General features: G+C 71.8%; 12 protein-coding genes and 1 tRNA gene. 4 read left to right on the forward strand and 9 right to left on the reverse strand.

Going from position 1 to position 13,658, the window contains the following annotated elements:
• Positions 1–16: 16 nt before the first annotated feature.
• Together K3769_RS06570 and K3769_RS06575 are read right to left on the reverse strand one after the other, a co-directional pair.
• The gene (locus K3769_RS06570; RefSeq protein ID WP_267025502.1) at positions 17–805 is read right to left on the reverse strand and encodes a ferritin-like domain-containing protein; all 789 of its coding nucleotides are present in this window, start codon (positions 803–805) and stop codon (positions 17–19) included.
• 287 nt (positions 806–1,092) lie between these two features.
• Positions 1,093–2,148 carry an LLM class F420-dependent oxidoreductase gene (locus K3769_RS06575; protein ID WP_267025503.1) on the reverse strand — a complete coding sequence of 352 codons (1,056 nt, stop codon included), beginning with the start codon at positions 2,146–2,148 and terminating at the stop codon, positions 1,093–1,095.
• 161 nt (positions 2,149–2,309) lie between these two features.
• Between K3769_RS06575 and K3769_RS06580 the strand changes: the two genes are divergently transcribed.
• Together K3769_RS06580 and K3769_RS06585 are read left to right on the forward strand one after the other, a co-directional pair.
• A complete protein-coding gene (locus K3769_RS06580; RefSeq protein ID WP_267025504.1) occupies positions 2,310–3,293 on the forward strand; it encodes an aldo/keto reductase in 984 nt (327 codons plus the stop codon).
• Positions 3,290–5,668, forward strand: a complete 2,379-nt coding sequence (locus tag K3769_RS06585) for a helix-hairpin-helix domain-containing protein (RefSeq protein ID WP_267025505.1) — start codon at positions 3,290–3,292, stop codon at positions 5,666–5,668. The genes K3769_RS06580 and K3769_RS06585 overlap by 4 nt, the downstream gene beginning before the upstream one ends.
• Positions 5,669–5,813: 145 nt before the next feature.
• Here the strand turns inward: K3769_RS06585 and K3769_RS06590 are convergent, their stop codons facing one another.
• Entirely contained in the window at positions 5,814–6,542 is a 729-nt protein-coding gene (locus tag K3769_RS06590; protein ID WP_267025506.1) for a hypothetical protein, read from the reverse strand.
• Between the two features lie 47 nt (positions 6,543–6,589).
• On the opposite strand from K3769_RS06590, the gene K3769_RS06595 reads away from it, so the two are divergent.
• On the forward strand, positions 6,590–6,778 hold the full coding sequence (locus tag K3769_RS06595) for a DUF5703 family protein (protein WP_107021061.1): 189 nt from the start codon (positions 6,590–6,592) through the stop codon (positions 6,776–6,778).
• 124 nt (positions 6,779–6,902) lie between these two features.
• Here K3769_RS06595 and K3769_RS40685 read toward each other — a convergent pair whose 3' ends face one another.
• The 3 genes from K3769_RS40685 to K3769_RS06615 all read right to left on the reverse strand — a co-directional run bounded on the left by K3769_RS40685 (position 6,903) and on the right by K3769_RS06615 (position 9,708).
• Positions 6,903–7,802, reverse strand: coding sequence for a chaplin (locus K3769_RS40685; protein WP_282566115.1), 900 nt, complete (start codon positions 7,800–7,802; stop codon positions 6,903–6,905).
• A gap of 190 nt (positions 7,803–7,992) precedes the next feature.
• On the reverse strand, positions 7,993–8,226 hold the full coding sequence (chpH, locus tag K3769_RS06610) for a chaplin ChpH (RefSeq protein ID WP_107021063.1): 234 nt from the start codon (positions 8,224–8,226) through the stop codon (positions 7,993–7,995).
• 156 nt (positions 8,227–8,382) lie between these two features.
• Positions 8,383–9,708, reverse strand: coding sequence for a M20/M25/M40 family metallo-hydrolase (locus K3769_RS06615; protein WP_267025507.1), 1,326 nt, complete (start codon positions 9,706–9,708; stop codon positions 8,383–8,385).
• A gap of 252 nt (positions 9,709–9,960) precedes the next feature.
• On the opposite strand from K3769_RS06615, the gene K3769_RS06620 reads away from it, so the two are divergent.
• Positions 9,961–10,048: transfer RNA gene (locus K3769_RS06620), tRNA-Leu, on the forward strand.
• Between the two features lie 66 nt (positions 10,049–10,114).
• Here K3769_RS06620 and K3769_RS06625 read toward each other — a convergent pair.
• From K3769_RS06625 to K3769_RS06635, 3 genes are all read right to left on the reverse strand, one after another.
• Complete coding sequence (locus K3769_RS06625) at positions 10,115–10,720, reverse strand: ABC transporter ATP-binding protein (protein WP_267031266.1); 606 nt, start codon at positions 10,718–10,720, stop codon at positions 10,115–10,117.
• Positions 10,721–10,832: 112 nt separating this feature from the next.
• The gene (locus K3769_RS06630) at positions 10,833–12,227 is read right to left on the reverse strand and encodes an ABC transporter permease (protein WP_267025508.1); all 1,395 of its coding nucleotides are present in this window, start codon (positions 12,225–12,227) and stop codon (positions 10,833–10,835) included.
• 53 nt (positions 12,228–12,280) lie between these two features.
• Complete coding sequence (locus tag K3769_RS06635; RefSeq protein WP_267025509.1) at positions 12,281–13,552, reverse strand: ABC transporter permease; 1,272 nt, start codon at positions 13,550–13,552, stop codon at positions 12,281–12,283.
• Positions 13,553–13,658: the final 106 nt, after the last annotated feature.

Consider the following 13,658-nt stretch of genomic DNA (forward strand, 5'->3'; position numbering starts at 1 on the left):
TCGGTCGGTCGGTCGGTCAGGCGTATCCGGGTGCCGCGGTCGCCGGGCCGCCCAGGGCGTCGCGCCGCTCCGGCATCGTCAGGGAGACCATCCGCCGCCAGCCGACGGTCCGCTCGTACGCGTACACGGCGCGGATGCCCGCGGCCAGCAGCGCCGCCTTGGGCCGGGACCAGCCGAGGACGCGTCCCATGCGGGCCATCACGGCGAGGCTGACGTCGCGGTAGACGGCGGCCTCGGCCAGCGCGCACTCGCGCAGGGTCCGCTGGATGGTCCGGCCGTGCCCCGCCCTGGCGAAGCGCAGCAGTTCCTCGTGGCAGTAGGCGAGGTGGTTGTCCTCGTCGTCGGAGATCATCCGGACGGCCTTGCCGATCTCCGGGTGGTCGCCGAAGTCCTTGCGGAGCATCACCATCTGGTCCGCGGCCCGCTGTTCCGTGACCCTGCTGTGGGACAGGTAGGTGACGATGTCCCCCACGGTGAGCGGCTCGTCACGCTTGAGCTTGTCGTGCGTGAGGCCGATGCCGTTCTTCTCCAGGAGCATCGTGTAGTCGGTCTCGGGCGGGACCTCGACGGGTGTGAGGCCCCGCCTGCGCATGAGGGCGTTGAAGATCCGGCCGTGCTTGTCCTCGTCCGCGCCGTGCCGGGTGATCCTGGGTGCGAGCGCGCGCTCGGCCTCCGGTACGAGGGCCGCGATCCGCGCGTTCTCCCAGCCTCCTTGCGTCTCCCCGCTGGCGGCGATGGAGCAGAAGAGCCGGAAGGACTCGTCGTTGTCGATGATCTCCTGGAAAAGACTCTTGGCCGAAAGCATGACTGCCACCTCCACGCGGGACCCGCCTCCTGCGGGAGTCCGCAAAGAACGAGTCAAATGGGCAGCCAGGGGTGCGGCAACATCTGTGTCGGACAAATCCGCTGAACGGTGGACGCGCAGGGAATGCCGGGCGCGTAACCGAGCGGACCCTCGCGCGTTGTTCTCCGTGACGGCCGTGGCGGGGAAGACCCCCGAGCCCCCACCACGGCCGCGGAACTTTTCGGCCCCGCGGAACTCCTCCGTCCGCGGGGCTCCTCCGTCCCGCCGGGTGGGACTACCGGGTGGGACTAGGCGACTCCGGCCCGCTCGGCGGCGTCGGTGCCGGCCCGCAGCGCGGCGATCCGCTCGTCCAGGGTGAAGCCCGCCGGGGCCAGGGTGAGCGTGGTGACACCCGCGGCGGCGTAGGCCCTCATCCGGTCCGCGATGCGGTCCACGGAACCGAGCAGCGTGGTCTGGTCGATGAGCTGGTGCGGGATGGCCGCCGCCGCGCCCTCCTTGTCGCCGGCCAGGTACTTGTCCTGGATCTCGGCGGCCTCCCGCTCGTAGCCCATGCGCTGGGCGAGCTGGTTGTAGAAGTTCTGCTTGCGGCTGCCCATACCGCCCACGTAGAGCGCGGTGTACGGGCGGAACATGTCGGCCAGCGCCGTCACGTCCTTGTCCTCGCCGAGCGCGAGCGGCACGGTCGGACAGACGTCGAAGCCGTCCATGGTCAGGCCGGCCTTCTCGCGGCCCGCGCGCACGTGCTTGATCGCGGTGTCCTCCAGGTGGTCCGCGGAGGGGAAGATCAGCAGGGCGCCGTCGGCGATCTCGCCGGTCTGCTCCAGGTTCTTCGGGCCGATCGCCGCGATGTAGAGCGGGATGTGCTCGCGCTCCGGGTGCACGGTCAGCTTGAGCGGCTTGCCGGGGCCGCCGGGCAGCGGCAGGGTCCAGTGCGCGCCCTCGTACGACAGGCGCTCGCGGGTCATCGCCCTGCGTACGATCTCGACGTACTCGCGGGTGCGGGCCAGCGGCTTGTCGAACTTGACGCCGTACCAGCCCTCGGAGACCTGCGGTCCTGAGACGCCGAGGCCGAGGCGGAAACGGCCGCCGGAGAGCGAGTCCAGGGTGGCCGCGGTCATCGCGGTCATCGTGGGCTGGCGGGCCGGGATCTGGAAGATGGCCGACCCGACGTCCATGCGCTCGGTCTGGGCCGCGACCCAGCTCAGCACGGTGGCCGCGTCCGATCCGTAGGCCTCCGCGGCCCAGCAGACCGCGTACCCGAGGCGGTCGGCCTCCTTGGCCACGGCGAGGTTGTCCGCGTCCATTCCGGCACCCCAGTAGCCGAGGTTGATCCCGAGCTGCATGGCCGATTCCCCTTACTGATCAGTAACGTCCCTTGTCCGGCACCCTAGCGCGCCGCCGGGCCGAGCGGCAGGGACCGCGGCGCGGATCACCGCCGATCATGTGCCGAAGGTTGTCCACAGGCTTCCCACGCCTCGACGTGCGGCCAGTAATCTCAGCCCTCATGGAGCAGAGGCATCTCGGCCGTACCGGCCTGCGCGTGTCCCGCATCGGACTCGGCACCCTCACCTGGGGCAGGGGCACCGACGAACACGACGCCGCGGACCTGTTGAAGGCGTTCTGGGAGGCGGGCGGCACCCTCGTCGACACGGCCGACGTGTACGGGGACGGGGAGGCCGAGTATCTGCTCGGACAGCTCATGGACGGCCTCGTCCCCCGCCGGGACCTCGTCATATCCACCAAGGCGGGCAGTGTGCCCGACCCGGACCGGCGCTTCGACGGCTCGCGGGGACATCTGCTGTCCGCCCTCGACGCCTCACTGGCCCGGCTCGGCACGGACCATGTCGACCTGTGGCAGGTCCACGCCTTCGACCCGGACGCGCCGCTGGAGGAGACGCTGCAGGCCCTCGACATCGCTGTCAGCAGCGGCCGGGCCCGCTATGCCGGGGTGTCCAACTACTGCGGCTGGCAGCTCGCGAAGGCGGCGACCTGGCAGCTCGCGGCCCCCGGGACCCGCACCCGGCTGGCGAGTACGCAGATGGAGTACTCGCTGCTGCAGCGCGGCGTCGAGCGCGAGGTGCTGCCCGCCGCCCTGGACCTGGGCATCGGGCTCCTGCCGTCCTCCCCGTTGGGCCGGGGCGTACTGACGGGCAAGTACCGGAACGCGACGCCCGCGGACTCGCGGGGCGCCTCGGAGCAGCTCGCGCCGTTCGTCGCGCCGTATCTCGACGACGCGGCCGGCCGCATCGTGGACGCGGTGGCGACGGCGGCGGACGGCCTGGCGGTGACGCCGCTCCAGGTGGCTCTCGCCTGGGTCCGCGACCGGCCCGGGGTGGCCGCCCCGATCATCGGCGCGCGCAACGCGCCGCAGCTCACGGCCGCGTTGTCAGTGGAGACCCTTAGTCTTCCTGACGAGATCTGCCGGGCGCTCGACGACGTGTCGGCGCCCGTGCACCACTATCCCGATCACGACTGGAGCACGCTGTGACCACGGAGCCGTCCGCCGCCGCGGAGGAAGCAGAGCCGGGGACGCCGGACGCCGGTGCCGAGTCCGGGATGCCCGGCGCGGAGGCCCGGCCGGACATCGGGGCCGACGGGACCGCCTCGCCGGAGCCGGGTGAGGGGGAGACGGCCGACGCGGACGGCGGGGACGGGAACAGCGGGAGCGCGGACGGTGGGGACGCCGAAAGTGCCACCGAAGAGGGCACCGGAAGTCCGGCCGAGGGCGCCGCTGAAGGCGCGGTCCAGTTGTCCGAGGCGGAGGCCGAGCTGGCCGCGCAGCGGGAGCTGCGGGAGCGGATCGAGCGCCGGAAGGCGGAGAAGGACGGGCCGGTCCTGGCCGGGACGGCGCTGAGCGGGAAGGCCGCCGATCTGCTCGCGGCCGTCAGGGCGGTGGAGAGCGGCGAGAAGCCCCCGGCGAGCGTCTTCGGCGGGCCGGAGCCCGCCCCGCGCAGGGTCGCGCAGGAGCCGGTGCGGCGCCCGCGGCCCGTGCCCTCCGGGGCATCCGCGTCGATGGCCTCCGAGTCCGTCGAGGCGGTGCGTGCCGTGCTCGTGCGGGGCGGCGCCCCGGAGGCGCTGGCGCCGCAGACCGCCGCCACCCTCGGCGAGGGGGCGGACGGGCAGCTGCGCGAGGATCCCTGGCAGTTGCTCCGGGTGGCGGGTGTGCGTCCCGAGCAGGCCGACGGGTTCGCCCGGGCCCTGCTCGGCGCGGAGTGCGGTCCGGACGACGAACGGCGGGGCCGCGCGGTCACGGTGTGGCTCCTGGAACAGGCGGCGCTGGTGGGGCACACCGCCCTGGAGGCCGCGGCGCTGCACGCCGCGCTCGCGCAGCGCTCGGTGCCCGACCCCGACGCGGCCGTGCAGAGTGCGCTGGCCGAGGGTGACGCGCTGGTCTTCCAGGACGCGCTGGAGGAGCCCGGCGGCGCGCCCCCGGCTCCCCGGCGGTCCGTGGAGGACGCCCACGACGGTCCGGACGGGGAGGACCGGGAGGACGGGGAAGAGGCCGAGGAGGTGCGTCCGGTGCGCGTCCTCATCGGTCTGGAGCGGTATGCGCTCGCTGAGGAGAGCCTCGCCGACGGGCTGGCCCGGGTGGTCAACTCCCTTCCCAAGGAGGACGGTTCGGCCGCGGCCTGGGAGCCGGCCGCGACCGGTTCGGCCGCCGAGCTGATCCGGGCGGTCGCGGGCCACGGCCTGGTCCTGCACACCGGCGGCGAGGCGTCCCGCGCGGAGCCCGCCTCCCTGGTGGCTGCGGCCCTCTCCCTCGGCCTGCGGGTGTGCGCCGCCACCCACCACCCGGACGGCCGCCGCCGCTTCACGGAACTGCTCGCCGGCGCGGACGCGCGCACGTCGCGGGACGCGGGTCCCGCCGCGGATCCGGATTCGCGCCCGGACGCGGGTCCGTCGTCTGCGGCCGTGGCCACCGTCGCCGGTCTGCTCTCCGGCGAGGAGGGCCCGGGGCGGGACCGCGACGGCATGCTCCTGACCGACCTGCTGGTCGTGCTGGACGCGCCGCAGCTGGACATCGAGAGCGCGGCGATGCTCGCCGAGTCGCTGCCCGACGGCGCCCGGCTCGTACTGAGCGGGGACCCCGGTGTGCTGTGGTCGGCGGGCCCCGGACGGGTGTTCGCGGATCTGCTCGCCACGCGGGTGTGCCCGCAGATCGCCTCGCGGACCCCGGATCCGGGTCCCGTCGGCGAACTGGTCTCGGGCATCGGCATCGGCGAGCTGAACCAGGTCGAGGCCCCCGGCAAGGAAGTGGTGATCATTCCGGTGCGTGACGCCGGGGAGGCAGTCCACCGCACGGTGCAGCTGGTCGCCGACTCGGTGCCGCGCGCGATCGGCATCCCGGCCGAGCAGACCCAGGTGATCACGCCGGGCCACGGTGGTGCGGCGGGCACGCGGGTGCTGAACGCGGCACTGAAGGAGCGGCTCAACCCGGGTCCCGGCCGCTTCGGCGGTTTCGACCCGGGCGACCGGGTCGCGTACACCCCGACGCCGGGCCGTTCGGTCCTGGGGCGGGTGGTGAAGGCCGACGCCGACGGGCTGCATCTGGAGTGTGCCGGCGAGCCCGTCGTCGTGCCGAAGGAGCGGGTGGAGCAGACCGTGCGGCACGGCTGGGCGCTCACCGCCCACCAGTCCGTCGGGGTCCGCTGGCCCGCCGCGGTCGTGGTGCTGCCCGGCGACGCGGCGCAGGCGCTCTCCAGGCCCTGGGTCTACACCGCCTTCGGCCGCGCCGACCGGCACCTCTCCGTGGTGCACGGCGTGGACCAGGCGCTGCCGCACGCGGTGGCGGAGGTCGCCGCGAAGCCCCGTACGACGAGGCTGCCGGTCCTGATCACGGCCCAGATCCCCCCGTCGGCCTGAGCCCCGTACCGGCCGGGTCCGCGCGCCGGCGTCTGCCGGGTGCGGACGCCGGGCGGGAGGCGTGCCGGCGTGGGGCGGACGTGGCGGTGGCGGTCGCCGGGCGTTCGGGCCCGGTGACCGCCACCGTCGGAGTGCGTGCGGACCGTCAGCGGTCCGCGTTGCGGGCCCTCAGGGCTTCGTCCTCGTCGAGGACCAGGTCGAGTTCCGGCTCGATGGCGTCCGGCACCTCGTCCTCGATGTCGTCCTCGATGTCATCGGCGTCGTCGTCGAAGACCGCGCTGACGTCGAAGCGGCACACCACCGGGTGGGTGTCGGCCTGCTCGAACGGGGCCTCCAGCCACTCACCCGCCTCCGCCGGTTCGTCCGAGGCGGTCACCCACAGCGTCGAGTCGCCCTCCTCCAGGCCGAACTCCTTGTGCCGGGACGCGATCTCGTCGGGCTCGAACTCGCCGAAGAGGACACCGAGCGCCCCGTGCACGGTCCCGGACACGGCGTCGAAGCCCGCCGTCACCGCCCCGGACTCCTCGACCGCCTCGACCCGCTGGGCCTGCGCCAGCAGCCGCTGCGGCTCCACCACCACGTAGTCCCGGCGGATCAGCACGCTCAGCGCGTTCGGCTCCTCCGGCCCGGTGTACGGCGGCAGCGCGTCGTCGGAGCCGGGGATCTCGAAAGGGGTGACCTCGTCGTAGCGGTCGTAGAGGAGTTCGTCGTACTCCTCGGCGGCCGCGGCCAACTCGTTGAACGCCTCGTAGACGGCCGGGTCGTCCTCACCCGACCTGCGCTCGACCGCCGCCAGGTGGCGGTCGAGCGCGGTCTTGACCGCCTCGGCGGCGGCGCGTACCTCGGCAGCGGTGGGCTGCGCAGCATCAGACATAGTGCAGACGCTATCCGTACCGGGCCTCCGCACGCACAATAGATGCGATGCCGGAATACGAATTTGTCAACGTGTATGTGCCGCGCGGGGTCTCCCGCAAGGAAGCGGCACGCCTGCTGACGGACCACGCGGAGTACGGACACTGGGAGCTGGACCGCCTCAGCCTGCACACCGACGGCAGCCGCAGGGTGCGGTTGCGTCGGCGGATCATCCGCCAGGTGCGCGCCACATGGTGACGCGGGAAGGCTGAAACGGTGCGGGCCCCGTACCTGCGGGGCCCGCACCTTCCGGCCTGGTAGTCGACCGGCTCGGGCCGTGCTCGACCCGCTCGGGCTGTTCGGCCCGCTCGGGATCAAGCACTCACGCCGAGGCTCGTGCCTTGCGGTAGAGCACGGCGCCCGCCAGCAGCGCGCCCGCGCCCACGGGCAGCGCGAGGCCGAGCGGCAGACCGGCGCCGGTCTGCGCGAGGTGCCCGGAAGCGTCGACGCGGCCGGCGGCCCGGGAGCCGAGGGCGTCCGCGTCCGAACCGTTCGCGTCCGAACCGTTCGCGCCCGAACCGTTCGCGTCCGAGGCGTGCGCGTTCCTGGTGTCGGTGTTCGAGGCGCCCTGACCCCCGTGCCCCGCCGAACCGCGCCCCGCCGAGCCGGGCCGCCCCGAGTCGTCCGAGCCCGGCTCCCCCGGCTTGCCAGGTCCACCCGGCCCGCCCGGCGTACCCGGGTGCTCCGCCTCTCCGGGCTGCCCCGGCCCGCCCGGAGAGCCGGGTCCCCCGTGGCCGGGAGACGTGGTGCCGTGCCCGCCGCCGCCGGTGTTCCCGCAGGAGTTGCCGGTGGCCGTGTTGCCCACACCGGCGACGGAGACGCTGTTGCCGCAGACGTTCACCGGTGCGTCCACCGGAATCTGTACATGGTTGCCGGAGCCCACTCCGGACGAGTCGCCGGTGTGCCCCCAGGCCTGCGATCCGGCTCCGCCACCCGAGCCGCCGTTCCCGTGGTGGCCGGAGCCTCCCCCCTTGCCCGCCCCCCTGTTGCCGCACTTGTTGCCGACCGCCGGGTTGAGCACGCCGACGACGTTGACGGTGTTGCCGCAGACGTTGACCGGCGCGTGCACCGGCGCCTGTACCGAGTTCCCGGAGAGTACGCCCGGGGAGCCCGAAGCGGTGCCGTGCGCCCCCGAGTCGGCATGCGCGTAGCCGCCGGTGGCCGCGAGGACCCCGGTTGCCGCCGCCACCGTCATCAGGCCTTTGCGGGTGACCTGTCGCATAGCTTTTCCCTGCCCCCTTTTGAACCGTGTGGTGCGTGTGTCGCGATATACGGAATGTCGGCGGCCCCGGAGCGCATGGCGCGCACTCCGGGGCCGCGGACTCAGACCCTCATGACTTCCAGACCTTTATGGAATGCAAGTCCTGCAAGTCCTTGTGAGGTGTGCTCGACGTCGGACGTCGAGCACGGCGTCAGACGTTGGTGCAGGTGTTGCCGAAGGCGGGGTTCAGCAGCCCGATCACGGAGACCGTGTTGCCGCAGACGTTCACCGGGATGTGGATGGGCGCCTGGACGACGTTGCCCGAGAGCACGCCCGGGGAGCCGACAGCGGCACCCTGAGCACCGGCGTCGGCAACCGCAAGACCCGCACCGGCGAGAACGAGGCCACCCGTGGCAGCCGCAGCGGCGACGATCTTCTTGATCATTGTTCCTCCTAGTAGGCAAATGTGATCCCAGCCGCGGATCACATCAGCAGTAACGAGGAGGGAGTAATAGGGCTACGAGCTTATGAGCGCATTCACTCTTCTCAGTCGGCTCCGTACGCGCTGGCGATTATGGGAGTGTCATTTCAGCGGTCCGCCTCAGGACGCCTCGATGAAGCGGTCGAGCACCCGCACGCCGAACTTCAGGGCGTCGACCGGGACCCGCTCGTCGACGCCGTGGAACATCCCGGCGAAGTCCAGCTCCGGCGGCAGCTTCAACGGGGCGAAGCCGAAGCAGCGGATGCCGAGGTCGTCGAAGGACTTGGCGTCGGTACCGGCGGAGAGCATGTACGGGACGGCCCGCGCGATCGGGTCCTCGGCGACCAGCGCGGTCTGCATGGCGTCCACGAGGGCGCCGTCGAAGGTGGTCTCCAGGGCCTTGTCCGCGTGCACGTCCTCGCGCTTCACGTGCGGGCCGAGGATGCGGTCCAGGTCGGCGAGGAACTCCTCCTCGTAACCGGGCAGGTAACGGGCGTCGACGTGCGCGGTGGCCTGGCCCGGGATGACGTTCACCTTGTAGCCCGCACCCAGCTGGGTCGGGTTGGCCGTGTTCTGGAGCGAGGCGCCGATGAGCTTGGCGATCCCGCCGAGCTTGGCCAGCGTCGCGTCCATGTTCTCCGGGTCCAGCTCGGTGCCCAGGGCGTCGCCGAGCTCGTCCAGGAAGTGCCGCAGGGTCTTCGTCACGCGCACCGGGAACTTGTGCCGGCCGAGCCGCCCGACCGCCTCGGAGAGCTCGGTGATCGCGTTGTCCTTGTGGATCATCGAGCCGTGGCCGGCGGTGCCGTCCACGGTCAGCTTCATCCAGTGCATGCCCTTCTGGGCGGTCTCCACCAGATACAGCCGCAGTTTCTCGTTCACCGTGAAGGAGAAGCCGCCGACCTCGCCGATCGCCTCCGTCACGCCCTCGAAGAGGTCGGGGTGCTTCGTGACGAGGTGCTTGGCGCCGAACGTGCCGCCCGCCTCCTCGTCGGCCAGGAAGGCCAGCACGAGGTCGCGGGGAGGCTTGCGGCCGGCGCGCACCCGCTCGCGTACGACCGCGAGGGTCATCGCGTCCATGTCCTTCATGTCGACGGCGCCCCGGCCCCACACGCAGCCGTCGGCGATCTCGCCGGAGAAGGGGTGGTGCGTCCAGTCCTGGGCGTTCGCCGGTACGACGTCGGTGTGGCCGTGGATGAGCAGCCCGGGCCGTGAGCGGTCCTCGCCCTCGATCCTGACCACCGTGGAGGCGCGGCCCGAGTGCGACTCGAAGATCTGGGGTTCCAGACCCACCTCGGCGAGCTTCTCCGCGACGTACTCGGCGGCCTTGCGCTCACCCGGGCCCGAGTGGTCCCCGTAGTTGCTGGTGTCGATCCGGATCAGCTCGCGGCAGAGGTCGACGACCTCGTCCTCACCCTTGATGCTCCTGGTCGTGTCCTGCTCGCTCACGTGCTTCCTCCCACTGTCACTGCTGGTGGTCTCCCACGTCCTTCCCTCTCATCCTCTCTCTCCGGTCATCCCCGCCCAAGGCCGGACCACGCCCGTCACACGCCGTTCACGCCCGCCGCCCGGCGATGCGCGGGCGGCGGGCCGGTGGCCGGCGGGTGGTCGGCCGGCGATCGACCGGTGATCGGGGGCTCCCCAAAGCCTGGTAATGTTTCCTTCGTCGCCGCGAGGGGAACCCCGCGCGACAGACACCTTGTCCGGGTGGCGGAATGGCAGACGCGCTAGCTTGAGGTGCTAGTGCCCTTTATCGGGCGTGGGGGTTCAAGTCCCCCCTCGGACACCAGTAGCAATCACCAGCTGAGACCCCACTTCGTGTGGGGTTTCTGCGTTTTCCCCTCCCTCCTCCCCCTCACCCCTTCCTGTCGGAGCTGGAGAGCCTCCCCTTGCGCAGGGTGAGGGTGTGGTCGGCCTCGGCGGCCAGGCGGTGGGAGTGGGTGACGACGATGACGCACTTGCCCTGCTCGCGGGCCAGCTCCTGGAAGATGCCGATGATCCCGGCGGCGGTGTCCTCGTCGAGGTTCCCGGTGGGTTCGTCGGCGAAGAGGATGTCGACGTCGCAGGCCAGGGCGCGGGCGATGGCGACCCGCTGCTGCTGGCCGCCGGAGAGCCGCAGCACGTTGCGGGTGGCCTGGTGCCGGTCGAGCCCGATGCGTTCGAGGAGTTCGAGGGCCCGTGCCTTCCTGTTGCGGCCCTTGGTGCCGGTGATCTCCATGGCGGTGGTGACGTTCTGCACGGCGGTCATGTAGGTGAGCAGGTTGTACTGCTGGAAGATCGTCGCCGCGTGCCGGCTGCGGTAGCGGCCCAGGCCGATGCGGTCGAGGCCGGTGCCGTCGAAGCTGATGGTGCCGCTGGTGGGCGTGTCCAGGCCGCCGGCCAGCGACAGCAGGGTGGTCTTGCCGCAGCCCGAAGGACCGAGGACGGCGTAGAAGGTGCCGCGGTGGAAGTCGTGGTCGATCTCCTTGAGGACGGTGGTTTGCGGCGCTGCCCAGTGGTGGCTGACGCCGGTCCGAGCACGGGAGGGGGTGGCGGGGTCGGGGGCGGGGTGGGGTCGGGGGTGGACATGGTGGTCACTTGCCCTTCGTCAGGATGGTCTTGGGGTTCAGGCGCAGTACGGATGCGGCGGGTACGGCGGTGGCCAGCAGGGCGATGCCCAGGCCGGCGCCGGCGAGGGCGGCCATCGTCCCGTGGTCGAGGCGGATGGTGATCCTGTCGATGGGGTCGGCGCCGAGGACCGGTTCGTCGTTCGGGTCCTGGCCCTGCTGCAGACCGGTCTGGCCGGGCGGCGGCTGCTTCCAGGAGTCGAGCTTCTTCTGTTCGGCGGCGGCCTCGCCGGACACCAGCGAGTCCCCCGCGGCCTGCGCGAGCGGCGCCGCGAACAGGAAGCTCGCACCGATGGCCAGGGCGGCGAGAGCGAAGATCTCCACGGCCTGCTGGGCGATGACCCGTCGCTTCTTCTCACCCAGGGCGAGCAGGACCCCGTACTCCTTCTGCCGCTGCTTGACCGCGAGGGTCACCAGCAGGGCCAGGACGGCGGCGCCGGCGATGCCCGTCAGCCACATCGCGACGGTGGTGGAGGAGGACACGGCCGACATCGGGGCGGTCATCTGCCGCACGGCCTTGTCGTTGATGCCGAGTTTGAACCCGTCCAGGGCACTGCCCGCCCGCCGCTGGGCCCAGGCCTTGAACGCGTCGTACGTCGCGGGGTCCTTGAGCTTGAAGACGGCGCCGCTCAGTCGGGTCGCGGGGCCGTCCTCCTCGCTGTTGAGCCGGCTCAGTGCCCGGGAGGACACGATCATCCGGTCCCCGGGGAACTGCATGTACTCGGGGTCGGGTTCGCTGGAGGGATCGCGGTAGACACCCTGCACGGTGAACACGGCCGTGTCCTTGCTCGCCGGGTCGTTGGGTGTGAGGGAGATCTTGTCGCCCGGCTTGAGGTCGTTCTTCTTCGCCAGCCGCTCCTCGATCAAAACGGCGTTGCGGTCCTTGTCGGCGGCGGTGAGCGCCTTACCTGCGAGCAGCTTCCACTTTCCGCCGGCGAAGTCGGGCATCAGGCAGGAGTCCAGGACCCCCCTGACCAAGGTGTAGTTGGGCACGGACGGGTCCATCGTCTGGCCCACGATCTTGGCGCCGCCGGCCAGTCTGGTCCCGTTGAAGGATTCGTAGTTGTACGACTCGACGAGCGGTGACCTGCCGATCCGGTCCACGGCGTCGGAGTCGATCTGCGGGGCCTGGAGTCCGCCGCTGCCGCCCTCCCCACCGTCCTTCAGCGAGTCCATGTCCATGCTCAGCGTGACGTCGGCGCCGAGCTTGCGCTTGGCCTGCTCGCCGGCCCGGGAGGTCGCGTCGTCGATGAGTACGCCACCGAACACCATGGCCGACATGACCAGGAAGGTCGCCAGCATCGCCAGGGTTCTGGTCTTGCGCGCCCACAGGCTCAGGGCCGCGCGTCGGAGGAAGTTCATGTGCCACAAGTCCTTGTCGTAGGGCATCAGTTGGTGGGACATCCGGTGGCGGCTCAGTCGCCGCCGACGAGGATGGAGCGGGGGTGCAGACGCAGGATGCCGATGCCGGGGACGACGGTGGCGGCCAGCGCGATGCCCAGGCTCGTTCCGGCGACCTTCACCAGGTCACGCGGTGTCACGCGCACTTCGGGCGGGGGGAGTTCCGCCGCCGCCCCCGGGGTGCGGGCGGCGGCCACCCGACCGCCGCTCTGCCGGTCCAGCAGCCGGTCGTCGAGCTGCCCGCCGAGGAGCCCGGCAGCCGTGGCGGCGAGGACCAGGGCGGGTACGGCGAGCGCGACCACCTCGACGGTGTGCTGGCCGACCAGCTTCCACTTCTTCTCACCCAGGGCGAAGAGCATGCCCAGTTCGTCGCGCCGCTCCCGGATGGTCAGCATCACGATCAGCCCGAGGACCACCGCGCCGGCCACCGCGATCAGCCACACCACCGCGTTCGCGAAGGCAGCCACCCTCCGCAGCGGTTGCACCTGGTCCCGGTACGCCTTGTCGTTCACGTCGAAGCGGAACCCCTTGCCCGCTCCCAGCAGGTGCTCGGCCTCGGTCCGCAGGGCCCGCGCCTGTTCCGGGGAGCGGAGCTTGTAGACGGCCTCGGTCAGCTGCTCGCCCGGTCCCAGGCCGCGCAGCGCGCCGATGGGCGCGTACATCCGGTTGGCGGGGAGGTCGGCGGGTGGCATCCATGGGTCGGGGGTGCGTGCCGGGTCCTCGAAGACGCCGATGACCTCGAAGGACTTCTCGGTCCTGCCGTCCGGCGAGGTCAGGGTGATCCGGTCGCCGGGCCCCAGCCCGTTCTTCTCGGCCGTCCGGACCTCGACCATCACCACCGCGCGGTCCGCGTCCGCCGCGGTGATCGCACGCCCCGATGTGACCGTGGTGCGTCCGGTGGCGAAGTCGAGGAGCATCTCCGACTCCCGGACACCGGTCAGCCCCGGACCGGCCGTTGTGGGCTTCTCGCCTGGTGGGCGTGGTGCGGCGGAGGTTTCCAGCTTGAGTCCGGGCGCCCTCGGGGTCCCGCGCAGAATCGGGTTGTACCGTTCCACCAGGGGGGATCGCCCCAGTTTCGCGGCCTGCCGTTCGGTGAACGGCTCGCCCCGCACCGTGGCGTCCACTCCGATGCGCCGCTGCGCCTCGGCCTCCTGGCGTGCGGTGGCGTCCCGCAGCAGGAACCCGCCGAGGAGCAGCGTGCACACCACGGCGAAGATCCCCAGCAGGAGCGCCGACTTTCCTTTGCGGGCGATGAGGCTGTACGCGGCCCGCTTGGCGAAGTTCATGTCGTCAGCAGAGCAAAGGGGCGTTTGCGGCCACGTAAAGGATGTTGCGGGCGGATAAGAATCCCCGGTCGGAGCAGGTCGTGGCAGGTCGGAGCCAGACCTGGGG

It is taken from the genome of Streptomyces ortus (genome assembly GCF_026341275.1).
In the GTDB taxonomy this organism is placed as follows: domain Bacteria; phylum Actinomycetota; class Actinomycetes; order Streptomycetales; family Streptomycetaceae; genus Streptomyces; species Streptomyces ortus.